We start from the raw sequence: 14,209 nt of genomic DNA on the forward strand, positions 1-14,209 counted from the left end.
GAGGGTGCTTTTTTATTGGAATTTGGAAGAGACGGGGAAGATAGATGGAGATTCTGAACGAGTTTGGGGGTTGGAGTAATCAAAAAAGGCAGACCGGAGTCTGCCTTCAGCATTATTGAACCTGACCGCCATACCCATAAGGGAATTGAGAAGAATATTGCTGGTGCTGTTGATACGATTGTTGTATCTTCTGGCTGTCGGCGGCTTCAAGCTTGTACCAGCCTTTGCGGAACATTTCGTTGTATAACTCGCGCTGGGCGTTCTGTGTTTCATTAAAAATCGTGAGCAAGTCTTGGTATAGCGCTTGATGACTTGCTTCATTCAGAGCCGTACAGTACGAAGCCGTCATATACTTTTCCTGTGATAGGACATCGGTGATGAAGTCACGATCATTCATCTGGGGTGTAGCAGCTACTTGAGTTTGTGGATTTTGAATTTTTTGCTGATTTGGTTGATTCACGGTAGAGGACCCCTTTCTACATCATGTTTTGGTTCGTCGTGTTTAAATGTGCCAGTAGCTGTTGGTAGTGACGCTGATGCATTTGCCCGCATTTATCCAACTCGGCTTTAATCTCCGTATCCTGACAGTGAGCAGCGGCAAAGTGACACTTCTTCATAGCGTTCAGATTCCACGCCAGCATATCATTTAAATAAAGTGAATCTTTCGTTGTAAGCATATTCGGTGGCTGTGTATAAGTCTGCTGCTGACTTCCTTGTTGAGGTTGTTGTTGCATGTTCTATTCCTCCCTTTCCATATTTTCAGATATGCCTTCTTCGGGTTGATATTATAGGTAATATTACCCTGTATACGAAACGGTCAGAAAGCGATATCATCATAAGGCAAAGGTTATTTTTCCTACTATTCAACAGACTTATTCACGGATTTACAAATTTCGATAATATTCTACTAAGAAAGTATTGAAAGTATATTCAAAACGTTTAAAAGGTGATAAAATATTGGTAGATATACTGGTATGGACCTTCTCTTTTTTAGCAATAAAGAAAACGGTTTCATAGTATGGTATATATGTTTTTTCAGGGGGTAAGCAACATGGAGCAAGCAATGCGTAATTTCTTTTTATTCCTTTCAAAAAATAAGCCGATGACGAAACTTGCTAAGAAATATGGCCTGCGCTTTGGTGCCGGTCGGTTCGTTGCAGGGTCTTCCATCCTGCAGGCAGTTGAGGTTATTCGCGAGCTGAATAGTCAGAATCTTGTTGTAACGATCGACTATTTGGGAGAGTTTGTGGACAATGAGCGTGAAGCAAACGAAATGGCCCTTGAATGCGTAGAGGCGATTCGTGCAATCGGAAGAGAGAACCTCAAATCTCAACTATCCCTTAAAATGACTTCAATGGGGCTCGATATTTCTGAAGAGGTTGTCATGAAGAATATGAGACTGATTCTTGATGAAGCAACCAAGCAGAACGTTTTCGTTACCATTGATATGGAAGACTACTCCCGTTGTGGAAAGACCATTGATATTTTCACGCGTCTGAAGTCAGAGTATGATAACATCGGCACGGTCATTCAAGCCTATTTATATAGAACAGAAAAGGATATCGATGATTTGAATGCGTATTCCCCCAATCTGCGTCTTGTAAAAGGGGCTTATAAAGAGTCACCTGAAGTTGCGTTTCCTGATAAGAAGGATGTAGACGATAATTTCAAAAAAATCATTAAAACTCATTTGCTGAATGGGAATTATACGGCTATTGCCACCCATGACGATGAGATGATCGAATATACGAAAAGACTCGTGGAAGAATATAAGATTCCACGTGATCAATTCGAATTCCAAATGCTTTTCGGTATCCGCGTGGAACGTCAGCATGAACTGGTCAAAGAAGGCTACAAAATGCGCGTCTATGTTCCATACGGTACGGACTGGTACGGATATTTCATGAGAAGACTGGCTGAAAGACCGGCCAACGTCGCCTTTGTTCTAAAAGGGGTCATAAAGAAATAATAGTAAGTAGGATGTAGACTCTATGGATGTTCATAGGGTCTTATTTGTTTACATATGACAGGGGGAGAAAAGATGAAATTGGTGCCGTTCCGAGTCGGGGGTTACTATTTTAAGAAGATGATCAGTCTATACTGTCGGTTGTTCAACGTAGATCCCGTAGGCATGGAAGAACAGTTCAAACGTCATTCTACCTATCCCTTTTTTGAAGGATACCTGGCTATCGTTGATGGGGAGGTGGCAGGGTACATCTATGGTTATTCTTCAAGAAAAGGTCAGTACTATCACGATTTATTAGCACGCCATTTACATGCAGAACGGATATGGATGAAGAATTGCATGGAGCTGGTTGAGCTTGGTGTCGACCCGGCATACAGAGGCAGGGGAATCGCTAAACATCTTGTGGAGCATTTATTGCAAAACAGAAGGGAAGAGAGAGTCCTGCTTACAACACGTAAAGATAATCATGGTGCCATTGCCTTTTACCATTCCAGGGGATTTCAGACGATCAGGGAGGGCTTCTTTCCTAACGTCCCTCATGAATACATCATTATGGGCAAACAATTATAAGGGGGGCATAAATTTATCCGGGGTGTAGTGCATAATCATTGTGATATAATTCACAATATTATATAATATAAGGAATAATCTTCATGAAATAAGAGGCGATACTATGGAAATGACCATTGATAACTTGACCCTGCTCCTTGGCCTCTTGCTGTTGGTTGGCGTCATCACGGCTAAATTCTCCACACGACTTGGCGTCCCCTCACTGATCCTGTTCATCATCGTGGGTATGGTACTCAATACATATTTCTTCTTCGACAATGCTCCCATCACTCAATTCATCGGTACGCTTGCCCTGATCATCATTTTGTTCGAAGGTGGTCTTCAAACGAAATGGGGGAATGTGCGAAAGGTATATAAACCTGCCTTATCCCTCGCAACGATCGGGGTGGTGGCCACTACTGTATCCATCGGTGTGGCAGCCAAGTACATACTCGATGTAAGCTGGCTTGAAGGGATGCTATTCGGGGCCATCGTCGGTTCCACAGACGCTGCAGCGGTGTTCTCCGTTTTAGGGAACAAAAACATCAAGCCGAAGATATCTTCCACACTGGAAGCCGAGTCCGGCAGCAATGACCCAATGGCCATCTTTTTAACGGTTGCTTTTTTACAATTGATTCAATTTCCAGGATTAAATCCAGCGTCACTGATCCTTAGTTTCTTTTGGCAGATGGGGATGGGATTGATACTCGGATTGGTTCTCGGATATGCTTCAGTGTGGATCATCAACAGAATCAACCTCGATTCATCAGGTTTGTATCCGGTCCTATCCATCTCTCTAGCCATCTTCACTTATGCGTTCACGAGCATACTGGAGGCGAGTGGTCTGTTAGCCGTTTATATCATGGCGATCGTTATGGGGAATAAGGAATTGACCTATCGCCATTCGATTGTCCGTTTTAATGAAGGGTTTGCGTGGATGATGCAGATCGTCATGTTTATCCTCCTCGGATTATTGGTATTCCCTCAGCACCTGCCGGGGATTGCATGGCAGGGAATTGCACTGGCTGTTCTGCTGATTGTGGTAGCGAGACCACTGGGCGTCTACTTAAGCTTAGCACTTGCCAAGAACTTCACGGTAAAAGAAAAGTTCTTTATTTCATGGGCAGGATTGAAAGGGGCAGTACCGATCGTATTGGCTACTTATCCGATGGTAGCAGGTATCGAGAACAATGAAGTCATCTTCAACGTCGTATTCTTCGTCGTGCTCCTATCTGCCCTCATACAAGGGACGACGATTTCACCATTGGCAAACTATCTGAAGCTAGCGGGAGAAGAGAAACCGCCGATTGCCCACAGCATCGAGCTCGTCTCCATCGGAAAAACAAATAATGAAATACTTGAAATCCTTATTAATGAGGGTGCATATATTACGAACAGGGCCATCAAAGACATCAATCTTCCACAGAAAACGTTGATTTCTGCCGTCATACGAAACAATGAATTGATCACTCCCATGGGGGACACTCTGATCAAAGCAGGAGATACCCTCTATGTGCTCGCTGATAAAAGCCAGCGAAAACGTATTAATGAGATGCTGAATGCGAAAGGGAAAGTAGTCGACAAGTCATGAAATGGAACAGAAAAAGCCATCTCCAAGGAGAGATGGCTTTTTACTTTGGTCAGTCTGCTGAAACGGCTGGTTTCCCCATCGATTTTTTTTCGAAGATCTGCTCGAAAATCGGGAAGCTGTATTGAACGACGAACCCTAACGTGAGAGTCACAATGATCGTTCCGATTCCGATATCCCCTTTAAATAGGAAAGCGAGTGAAAGGGCAAATCCCTCACTGATGATCCTGGAGTTACGAAGATTTAAGCCGAATCGTGTGTGAATGGCCACCATAAGTGTATCCATCGGGCTTGCCGGAAATTTAGCCTGCAGGTAAATGGCTATTCCAAGTCCCATCGTCAAGATCCCTGAAACAAGAGCGAATAGCTGATTGAACAGCATCTCAGGAGCATAATTGTTAAAGACAACGAGCAGCCAAAAATCGATTAACATCCCAATTAAAAGGATAGATCCCGCTGCCAATACATCCGGTTTTTTCTTCATAATAAGGGCATTCAAGCCAATGAGCACAATTCCATTGATGAAGACAGCAGTCCCCACCGTGATTCCGAACATATTCGATTCACCAACCGCCAGGGCATCCCAGGCAGAAGCGCCGAGTCCTGATTTAATAATGAGGGCAACCCCCATTGTTAAAATGAAAAGTCCAATTGTAAAAAACATAAATCTTCGCTTCATCTACACAAACTCCTTATCTGTAAACGTTCTCATTCAAATACTTAAAAAAACAGACAATCCACTTCGATCATGCTTTTAAAGTAGGAGGTCTGACGTCTTCTAATGAATAATAATAGTTTACTTTAAAACGTGCGGGAAGGCAAAGTTAATTTTTGTATGGAAATGATGTTTGGTTTATGACAGTTTTTAACTAATACAAGTTAACGGCTCATAAATCCGTAACCACTCAACCCCATAAAAAAAACAGCACCAGATCACAACGGATCAGGTGCCGTTCCCAAACCTTTTATGGCTGTTTCTTAAATTGATTGTTCTGACTGTTCCTTTTACCGCCGCCGTCCATCTCAACCGTCGGACCGGCATCCCCCTTCACACTCGCTGCACTAACCCCAGCCTTAGAAGGATTCTTCTTATGCTTCGCCATATCGAACACCTCCACCCCTAACATGCCCGAAACACGAATGAATTATGAGGGACGGACCTCCAAATTTAAGCGAAAACGAACACGAAAGAGAAGGGGAATCCCTTCAGAATAGGCTTTTTTAAAAAAATGGGAGGAGAAATGGCCGTCTACCTAAGGTCCGTCCCTCAAAAATAACATATAAATAGTAGTAGTGAATTTGTTTTGGTATTTGTCTTCACGTGGACGGGTTTTGGTGAATAGGTTGCTGTAGACGGTTGTAGACGTTTGCCCATTTGAGGGTGTGGGAGACATTAGTGAATTTTTTGTAAATTTAACGTTTAAATATTGCGATATTTTAGAATATCCGATATATTAGATGTAACAGGAACTCATTCGAGTCTTTTTTTTAAGTAAAAAATGAATGAGTATTCATTCAAAGTGTGTATAAGGGGGAAATACCATTGGTTCGTAGAATTCAGAAAGCCGCAGTGTTAGGATCAGGAGTCATGGGTTCAGGAATAGCCGCTCATCTTGCAAATATCGGCATCCCGACAATGTTATTAGATATCGTACCAAGAGAATTGACCGACGAACATAAAGCAAAGGGACTGACAGAAGAGAGCAAGGCGTTTCGTAATCAATTTAGTGAAAACGCTTTAAAAAAGCTCTTCAAACAAAAACCGGCTCCATTAACATCAAAACAAAACGCTTCACTAATTACGGCAGGTAACTTTGAGGATGACCTTGCAAATATCGGGGACTGCGATTGGGTGATCGAAGTAGTTGTCGAAAACTTAGATATTAAGAAAAAAGTATTTGAGCAGGTGGAGCGCTACCGTAAACCTGGCAGCATCATCAGCTCCAATACGTCAGGGATCTCAATTGAGGCTATGTCAGAAGGACGCACTGAAGACTTTCAGAAGAATTTCTTAGGTACGCATTTCTTCAATCCACCTCGTTACTTAAAGCTTCTTGAAGTGATTCCTACGAAAAAGACGGATCCGGAAGTCGTCAGCTTCATGAAGACATTTGGTGAAGACGTCCTCGGTAAAGGTGTCGTCATGGCGAAGGATACGCCAAACTTCATTGCAAACCGGATCGGAACATATGGATTACTGGTTACGGTACGGGAAATGCTGAAGGGCGGCTACTCTGTAGGAGAAGTGGATTCCATCACAGGGCCGACGATCGGAAGACCGAAAAGTGCGACATTCCGTACACTTGATGTAGTGGGACTTGATACGTTCGCACATGTTGCAAAAAATGTGTACGACCAAGTGGATGGCGAAGAGCAAAAGGTGTTCGAAGTACCGGCCTTTATGCAAAAAATGCTTGAAAATGGCTGGCTTGGAAGTAAGAGCGGTCAAGGCTTCTTCTTGAAGCAAGGAAAAGAAATACTCGAACTGAACCCTGAAACATTGGAATATCAGCCACGCAAAAAGCTGAAGACAGCTTCACTTGAAATGGCGAAAAATGAAAAGGGATTAAAAAATAAAGTAAAATCACTTGTTTACGCAAAAGATCAGGCAGGTAGCCTTCTTTGGAATATCGTGTCACCGGTCTTACTCTATTCGGCACAGCTACATGGCGAAATCGCCGATGATATCGTAGGGATCGACCAGGCCATGAAATGGGGATTCGGATGGGAAATGGGACCATTTGAAACATGGGATGCCATCGGAGTTGAAAAATCCGTAACCCGTATGAAGGAAGAAGGCCACACTGTACCTCAGTGGGTTGAAACCATGCTTTCAGAGGGTCATTCTACTTTCTACAAAGAAGAAGATGGAGAGCGATATTTCTATCACAACGGTGACTACCAACTGGTAGAGCGGAATCCTAAAGCTCTTGATTTAAAAGCTCTGAAAAAACAGGGGAATCTGATCAAGAAAAATTCCGGAGCGAGCCTGATCGATATCGGGGACGGAATTGCCCTTCTTGAATTCCATTCTCCAAACAACGCCATCGGGATGGATATAACGCAAATGATCAACTTTGCCGTTGATGAAGTGGAGAAGAATTACAAAGGTCTTGTCATCGGAAACCAGGGCAAGAACTTCTGTGTAGGAGCAAACCTTGCCATGATTCTTATGGAAGCACAGGATGACAACGTCTTTGAAATTGATATGGTCGTAAAACACTTCCAGCAGGCTATGATGAAGATCAAATATTCCTCTAAACCAGTTGTTGCAGCGCCATTCGGTATGACATTAGGCGGAGGTAGCGAAGTCTGCTTACCGGCTGCCCACATCCAGGCTTCCATGGAAACCTACATGGGATTGGTTGAAGTCGGTGTAGGATTGATCCCTGGGGGAGGCGGAAACAAAGAGCTTTATATGAAGCACTTAGCCAACCTGCCGAACGGTGTGGAATTCGATCTTCAAAAAGTAGCCAATAAAGTATTCGAAACGATTGCCATGGCGAAGGTCTCCACATCCGGTGATGAAGCAAGGGACAATAATTTCTTAAACAAAGCAGATGGAGTGAGTGTGAACAATGATCATCTGTTATACGATGCGAAACGCGCAGCACTCAGCTTATACGAAGGTGGATACTCAGCGCCGATCCGTAAAAAGGTTCCGGTTGTAGGTGAACCAGGTTACGCGACTCTGCTTCTAGGAGCTCAATCCATGTTCCAATCAGGCTTTATTTCAGAACATGACCTGATGATTGCGAAAAAACTTGCATACGTCATTGCAGGAGGAAAAGTACCATACGGAACCGAAGTAGACGAACAATATCTGCTGGATCTTGAAAGAGAAGCGTTCCTGAGCCTGGTTGCTCAGCCGAAATCTCAGCAAAGAATGCAGCACATGCTTGTAAAAGGAAAACCATTACGCAATTAATCAGCGTTTTTATCATATGAGAAAGCGGGGGAATATCATGCGCGAAGCAGTCATTGTTGCTGGTGCAAGAACACCAGTCGGAAAATCACGAAAAGGATCATTGGCCGGGGTAAGACCGGATGATCTTGGAGCACTTGTAGTCAAGGAAACCCTCAAGCGTGCAGGAAATTATGAAGGTAACATTGATGATTTGATCATCGGATGTGCCATGCCTGAAGCAGAACAGGGATTGAATATGGCACGGAATATCGGAGGACTTGCAGGTCTTCCGGACTCGGTACCTGCGATCACGATTAACCGTTACTGTTCATCTGGACTACAATCCATTGCCTATGCGGCAGAAAAAATCATGCTCGGTCACTCAGACACAGCCATTGCAGGTGGAGCAGAATCCATGAGCCTTGTTCCTATGATGGGTCACGTGGTCCGTCCCAACGCAAAGCTCGCTGAAAACGCTCCTCAATATTACATGAGCATGGGTCACACGGCGGAACAGGTGGCAACTAAGTTCGGCGTATCCCGTGAAGATCAGGATGCCTTTGCCGTGCGAAGCCACCAAAAAGCAGCCAAGGCAATCGCTGAAGGGAAATTCGATGATGAAATCGTACCTGTTGATGTCCTTCATCGCTCAGTGAACGGTAACAATAAGCTCGTCGAGAAATCCTTCCAATTCACAAAGGATGAGGGTGTGCGTGCGGAAACAAGCTCGGAAGTACTGGCTAAATTACGCCCGGCTTTCAATGTGAAGGGTTCTGTAACGGCAGGGAACTCTTCGCAAACGAGTGACGGGGCTGCGGCTGTCATGGTGATGGATCGTGAAAAGGCAGGTTCACTGGGACTACAGCCGATGGCGAAGTTCAGAAGCTTTGCAGTAGCGGGAGTTCCACCTGAAATCATGGGAATCGGGCCGGTTGAAGCGATTCCACGGGCATTGAAGATGGCAGGGCTTGAGCTTTCAGACATCGGATTATTTGAACTGAATGAAGCTTTTGCTTCCCAGTCCATCCAGGTCATCCGTCAGCTCGGATTAGACGAAGACAAAGTAAACGTGAATGGTGGGGCCATCGCTCTTGGTCATCCGCTTGGCTGTACAGGCGCGAAGCTTACCCTTTCACTTGTCCATGAAATGAAACGCAGAAACCAGCAATTCGGTATCGTCACCATGTGCATCGGAGGCGGAATGGGAGCAGCAGGAGTATTTGAATTAATAGGTTAATAGAGGAGGGACGGACCTCTCACTGAGAGGCCCTCCCAACTCACTACAAAATAATCAATTTTAGGGGGATTCGAAATGGCGAATCAAACAGATAAGTTAATCAAAGGCGGAAGTTTCTTAATTGAAGATGTAAGCTTTGAACAAGTTTTCACACCTGAAGATTATTCCGATGAGCAAAAAATGATTGCAAAAACGACGGAAGATTATGTCCTGAATGAAGTGGTACCTGTCATTGACAATCTGGAAAACCATGAGTTCGATCACTCTGTCCGCCTTTTAAAAGAAGCTGGAGACCTTGGTCTTCTTGGTGCGGATGTACCTGAAGAGTACGGCGGATTGGGCCTTGATAAAGTAAGTTCGGCTTTGATTGCTGAGAAAATGTCACGTGCTGGCGGATTCTCCATCTCTCACGGTGCCCATGTGGGGATCGGTTCCCTTCCAATCGTTCTTTTCGGTAACGAAGAACAAAAGCAAAAGTATCTTCCTGCACTTTCAACTGGTGAAAAGTTAGCGGCTTATGCACTGACTGAGCCAGGTTCAGGTTCTGATGCCCTTGGTGCAAAAACGACGGCTAAATTAAACGCTGAAGGTACCCACTATATCTTAAATGGGGAAAAACAATGGATCACAAACTCTGCATTTGCCGATGTGTTCGTTGTTTATGCGAAGATTGATGGGGAGCACTTCTCAGCATTCATCGTGGAAAAAGAATTCCCTGGCGTTTCAACAGGACCAGAAGAAAAGAAAATGGGGATCAAGAGTTCATCGACTCGTACATTGATTCTTGAAGATGCTGAAATCCCAGTGGAAAACCTACTTGGGGATGCTGGCAAAGGTCATATCATTGCCTTCAACATCTTAAATATCGGTCGTTACAAATTAGGAGTAGGTGCAGTGGGAGCAAGTAAGCGCGCTCTTGAAGTAACGGTTCAATACACGAACCAACGTCAACAGTTCAAAACTCCGATCTCAAGCTTCAACTTAACGAAAGAAAAGCTTTCAACGATGGCAGCACGCTTATATGCAGCTGAAAGCTCCGTTTACCGTACAGTTGGCTTATTCGAGGATCGTATGAGCAAGCTGTCGGATGAAGAAGTAAAGAATGGAACAGAGGTTGCCAAATCCATTGCTGAATACGCAATAGAGTGTTCACTGAACAAATTCTTCGCAACGGAAGTACTGGATTATATCGTTGATGAAGGCGTTCAACTTCACGGTGGATACGGTTTCATGCAGGAATATGAAATCGAAAGAATGTACCGCGACTCCCGTATCAACCGTATCTTTGAAGGAACGAATGAAATCAACCGTCTTCTTGTTCCTGGCACATACCTTCGTAAAGCGATGAAGGGTGAATTACCACTACTTCAAAAAGCACAGGCGCTTCAAGAAGAGTTAATGATGCTTATGCCTGAAGAAGTGGGCGATGAGCCACTGGCACAGGAAAAATACCTTGTGAAAAATGCGAAGAAAATCGGCTTGATGCTGTCTGGATTAGCAGCACAGAAATACGGTAAAGCCCTTGAAAAAGAGCAAGAAATCCTAGTGAACATCGCGGATATCGTTTCTGAGGCTTACGCAATGGAATCCGTTGTTCTTAGAACGGAAAAAGCGATTGAAAAAGGTGGCGTAGAGAAAGCGAAGCAAAAACTTCTTTACACACAAATCTTCTGTCAGGAAGCATTCAACAAAATCGAACAGCATGCGAAAGAAACACTTGTTGCAACCGAAACTGGTGACACACTTCGCATGATGCTGTCAGCACTTCGTAAGTTCACCCGCCACACACCGATCAACGTGATCGCAGTGAAGCGTGAAGCATCAGAAAAACTGATCGACTCAGAAAAATATGCACTGTAAGTAAGTCAGGGACGGACCTCCGAATCGGAGGTCCGTCCCTATTTTTGTTCTATAACTTGACATACCGAACCCAGTAAATTATTATATGTTTAAACACTTGAACGTTTAAGTGTTTAAACATTAAAACAAGGTGGTTACCATAAATGAATAAAACGGTATTGATAACAGGAGCTTCAAGCGGGATCGGGTTAAACTTCAGCCATAAATTTGCAGGATCTGGCCATGATGTGATTCTTGTAGCCCGTAGTGAGGGAAAGCTTCAAACTCTTTCAAATGAAATCGAGAACAAGTACGGAGTAAAGACGTATGTATTTACTTCAGACCTTTCAAAGCCTGATGCTTCAAAGAAATTGTTTGAAGAAATAAAAGCCCAAGGAATACAAGTGGATATTTTAATCAATAATGCAGGGTTCGGTCTATTTGGAGAGTTTGAGCAAACGGATTTGTCAAAGGAACTGGACATGATCCAAGTGAATATCACAGCCCTTACAGAGTTGAGTAAGTATTTTGGTAAAGAGATGGTGAAGAGGAAGAAGGGACAAATATTAAATGTAGCATCAACCGCTGCGTTCCAGCCCGGACCGTTGATGGCAGTGTATTACGCGACAAAAGCCTATGTACTGTCTTTCTCGGAAGCTCTCGCGAATGAGTGGGCACCACATGGAGTGAATGTGACGGCCCTATGCCCGGGAGCCACTAAAACGGGATTCAGTGACGCTGCGGAACTTCAGTCCTCCAAACTGTTCCAATCAGGCGTGATGAGTGTCGAAGATGTAGTGGAGGAAGGGTATAAACAGATGATGACAAGCACTAAAACGGTCATTGTCCCAGGGATGAAAAACCGGATTCTCACACAATCAATTCGGTTCATGCCGCGTAAAATGGTCACCAGTATTGTTCGTAAGGTACAAGAACGGGTATAATTAATAGTGAATGAGTTTGAAGGGAGAACACTATGGGTCAAAAAGCAATCGATACATTTCGTGCTTGTATACCATTATTTCAAGCGCTGAGCGATCCTTATCGTCAAGATATCATTTTACTTCTTGCCGAACAAGAACCTCTTACGGTCAATCAGATAACTGATAATCTGACACTATCCCGGCCTGCTGTTTCGCACCATTTAAAAATCCTGAGGGATCAGCAATTAGTATCCATGGAACAAAAAGGAACCCAGCGTTTCTATTCTCTTGAATTGGATAATGCAACCGACCTCCTTAAAGAGTTGGTAGAAACGGTAGAAAATCAATGCAGCTAATGTTTCTGAAAAGAAGGATACTTACGGATATTGTCGAATGTAAGAAATAGATGACTGTTGCCGGACGGGGATTTCCCCGTCTCCGGATTTTATTGAAAGGTGGTGGAATGATGTCATTGACTTTTTATTCTTATCCGAAGTGCGGTACATGCCGCAAAGCTAAAAAGTGGCTGGAAGACCAGGGCACAGCTTTGAATGAAGTACATATTGTAGAGAATCCGCCCTCAAAAGAAGAACTTAAGAGCATGTATGAAAAGAGCGGATATCCTCTTAAGAAGTTTTTCAATACAAGTGGAAAAAAATATCGTGAACTTGGTTTAAAAGATAAAGTGAATTCAGCATCGGATGATGAATTATTGGAAATCCTTTCCTCTGACGGAATGCTGATCAAACGTCCGATTACAACGGATGGAAACCAGGTTACAGTAGGTTTTAAAGAAGAAACATTTGAAGATACCTGGAAGTAATTCGGGGCCCTGGATTCCCTAAATCATGGGCTATGAAAAAGTTTCATTATTCATACTTGGTTTTCTTGCTTTTTCAATGAAAAGTGTGTCAATATTAGGTTGTATAACTAGCATTTGGAGGGATAGAGAATGAGTACACCGAAAGAACTTCGTTATTCAGAAGAACACGAGTGGGTCAAAGTTGAAGGGGAAAATGTACGCGTAGGAATTACATCATTTGCACAATCTGAACTGGGCGATATCGTATTCGTCGAGTTACCTGAGGTTGGCGATGAAATCAAAGCAAATGAGCCATTCGGCAGTGTTGAATCGGTTAAGACCGTTTCTGAGCTGTATGCCCCTGTTTCTGGTAAGGTGGTAGAAGTGAATGAAGAGCTGTCCGACAGCCCTGAATTCGTGAACGAATCACCTTATGAAAAGGCATGGATGGTCGTTGTTGAGCCTTCAGATGCTGGAGAAGTAGACAAGCTTATGACAGCTGAACAGTATGACGAAATGATTAATGAAGGATAATATCTGCCAGGACACCTTGAGGATTTCTCAAGGTGTTTTGTTTTTCTTTTTGGGCATCATATGACTACGCGTAAATAGAAAGGATGAAGACGTATGGTCCTTGAACCAAAGAAATTAGATGTGACAGGCAGAGTCACTGGTAAACTAAAAAATGGTGAAGTTGAGTTATACCTTGATAATCAACCGATCGGCAAAATGAGTCTGCCTCTTGATGGGGTAACTCTGGAACCGAACTTTGAAGCAAAGGAAAATAAAATTTATCAAAGCTATACTTCCACTGATGGACATGACGCCAGATATACGGATTGTGATGAAGGTGGATGGTGTTAGATTTTCTCGGTGCCAGATTCATTATTGAATCTGGCACCATTTCTATACGTAATGAAACAAACCACTTGCACTATTTTTTGTAAACATGAGAAAATATGAGTAGAAAGTGGACATCATCTCTTGTTATCTGAATATACTATCCTAATCTTATTTCTGAAAGATAAGGTGATGATCATGATGGAACTTGACGAAAAGGTAATTATCGTTGAAGGAACAACCGATAAGAGAAAAGTAAAAGACATTATTAAAGAACCAATTGAAATCATTTGCACAAATGGAACGATCAGTATTACAAAGATGGACGAACTGATTGACGAACTGTTTGAAAGGGATGTGTACATCCTGGTGGATGCCGATGATGCAGGTGAGAAGTTACGTAAACAGTTTATGCGTGAATTTCCTGAGGCCGGACACCTTTACATCGACCGGATGTACAAAGAAGTAGCCGCAGCTCCTGAATATCACCTTGCCTCTGTTCTGATCGGAGCAAACATTGATGTGCATAAACAATATCTTGGAAAAAGGATGATCTAG

At 43.3% G+C, this 14,209-nt stretch carries 16 protein-coding genes; 12 read left to right on the forward strand and 4 right to left on the reverse strand.

The window, feature by feature from the left end:
* Positions 1-112 precede the first annotated feature (112 nt).
* Together KYJ26_RS04205 and KYJ26_RS04210 are read right to left on the reverse strand one after the other, a co-directional pair.
* Entirely contained in the window at positions 113-397 is a 285-nt protein-coding gene (locus KYJ26_RS04205; protein WP_201714322.1) for a spore coat protein, read from the reverse strand.
* Between the two features lie 79 nt (positions 398-476).
* A complete protein-coding gene (locus KYJ26_RS04210) occupies positions 477-734 on the reverse strand; it encodes a hypothetical protein (RefSeq protein ID WP_219166167.1) in 258 nt (85 codons plus the stop codon).
* Between the two features lie 317 nt (positions 735-1,051).
* On the opposite strand from KYJ26_RS04210, the gene KYJ26_RS04215 reads away from it, so the two are divergent.
* The 3 genes from KYJ26_RS04215 to KYJ26_RS04225 all read left to right on the forward strand — a co-directional run bounded on the left by KYJ26_RS04215 (position 1,052) and on the right by KYJ26_RS04225 (position 4,106).
* Positions 1,052-1,969, forward strand: coding sequence for a proline dehydrogenase family protein (locus KYJ26_RS04215; RefSeq protein WP_219166168.1), 918 nt, complete (start codon positions 1,052-1,054; stop codon positions 1,967-1,969).
* A gap of 72 nt (positions 1,970-2,041) precedes the next feature.
* Positions 2,042-2,536 carry a GNAT family N-acetyltransferase gene (locus KYJ26_RS04220; protein WP_219166169.1) on the forward strand — a complete coding sequence of 165 codons (495 nt, stop codon included), beginning with the start codon at positions 2,042-2,044 and terminating at the stop codon, positions 2,534-2,536.
* 103 nt (positions 2,537-2,639) lie between these two features.
* Complete coding sequence (locus tag KYJ26_RS04225) at positions 2,640-4,106, forward strand: potassium/proton antiporter (protein WP_219166170.1); 1,467 nt, start codon at positions 2,640-2,642, stop codon at positions 4,104-4,106.
* A gap of 49 nt (positions 4,107-4,155) precedes the next feature.
* Here the strand turns inward: KYJ26_RS04225 and KYJ26_RS04230 are convergent, their stop codons facing one another.
* Both KYJ26_RS04230 and KYJ26_RS04235 read right to left on the reverse strand, forming a co-directional pair.
* Positions 4,156-4,782 carry a YczE/YyaS/YitT family protein gene (locus KYJ26_RS04230; RefSeq protein ID WP_219166171.1) on the reverse strand — a complete coding sequence of 209 codons (627 nt, stop codon included), beginning with the start codon at positions 4,780-4,782 and terminating at the stop codon, positions 4,156-4,158.
* A 286-nt stretch (positions 4,783-5,068) separates the two neighbouring features.
* Complete coding sequence (locus KYJ26_RS04235; RefSeq protein ID WP_206856877.1) at positions 5,069-5,206, reverse strand: YuzL family protein; 138 nt, start codon at positions 5,204-5,206, stop codon at positions 5,069-5,071.
* Positions 5,207-5,646: 440 nt separating this feature from the next.
* Here KYJ26_RS04235 and KYJ26_RS04240 point away from each other — a divergent pair, with 440 nt between their 5' ends.
* The 9 genes from KYJ26_RS04240 (at position 5,647) to KYJ26_RS04280 (ending at position 14,209) form a co-directional block, all read left to right on the forward strand.
* Positions 5,647-8,031 (forward strand): 3-hydroxyacyl-CoA dehydrogenase/enoyl-CoA hydratase family protein, encoded by a 2,385-nt coding sequence (locus KYJ26_RS04240; protein ID WP_219166172.1) that lies wholly within the window; start codon positions 5,647-5,649, stop codon positions 8,029-8,031.
* Positions 8,032-8,068: 37 nt separating this feature from the next.
* Positions 8,069-9,247 carry an acetyl-CoA C-acetyltransferase gene (locus KYJ26_RS04245; protein ID WP_219166173.1) on the forward strand — a complete coding sequence of 393 codons (1,179 nt, stop codon included), beginning with the start codon at positions 8,069-8,071 and terminating at the stop codon, positions 9,245-9,247.
* A 75-nt stretch (positions 9,248-9,322) separates the two neighbouring features.
* Positions 9,323-11,107: an acyl-CoA dehydrogenase family protein gene (locus tag KYJ26_RS04250; protein WP_219166174.1), complete on the forward strand. Its 1,785-nt coding sequence runs from the start codon at positions 9,323-9,325 to the stop codon at positions 11,105-11,107.
* 143 nt (positions 11,108-11,250) lie between these two features.
* Positions 11,251-12,030 (forward strand): SDR family NAD(P)-dependent oxidoreductase, encoded by a 780-nt coding sequence (locus tag KYJ26_RS04255; RefSeq protein ID WP_219166175.1) that lies wholly within the window; start codon positions 11,251-11,253, stop codon positions 12,028-12,030.
* 32 nt (positions 12,031-12,062) lie between these two features.
* Positions 12,063-12,365: an ArsR/SmtB family transcription factor gene (locus tag KYJ26_RS04260; protein ID WP_219166176.1), complete on the forward strand. Its 303-nt coding sequence runs from the start codon at positions 12,063-12,065 to the stop codon at positions 12,363-12,365.
* Positions 12,366-12,475: 110 nt separating this feature from the next.
* Positions 12,476-12,832 (forward strand): arsenate reductase family protein, encoded by a 357-nt coding sequence (locus KYJ26_RS04265; RefSeq protein ID WP_219166177.1) that lies wholly within the window; start codon positions 12,476-12,478, stop codon positions 12,830-12,832.
* A 129-nt stretch (positions 12,833-12,961) separates the two neighbouring features.
* Positions 12,962-13,345 carry a glycine cleavage system protein GcvH gene (gcvH, locus tag KYJ26_RS04270; RefSeq protein WP_201714209.1) on the forward strand — a complete coding sequence of 128 codons (384 nt, stop codon included), beginning with the start codon at positions 12,962-12,964 and terminating at the stop codon, positions 13,343-13,345.
* A 93-nt stretch (positions 13,346-13,438) separates the two neighbouring features.
* Positions 13,439-13,675 (forward strand): YusG family protein, encoded by a 237-nt coding sequence (locus tag KYJ26_RS04275; protein ID WP_219166178.1) that lies wholly within the window; start codon positions 13,439-13,441, stop codon positions 13,673-13,675.
* Positions 13,676-13,849: 174 nt separating this feature from the next.
* Positions 13,850-14,209: a toprim domain-containing protein gene (locus KYJ26_RS04280; protein WP_219166179.1), complete on the forward strand. Its 360-nt coding sequence runs from the start codon at positions 13,850-13,852 to the stop codon at positions 14,207-14,209.

The sequence above is a fragment of the Rossellomorea orangium genome, from assembly GCF_019334305.1.
In the GTDB taxonomy this organism is placed as follows: Bacteria; Bacillota; Bacilli; order Bacillales; family Bacillaceae_B; genus Rossellomorea.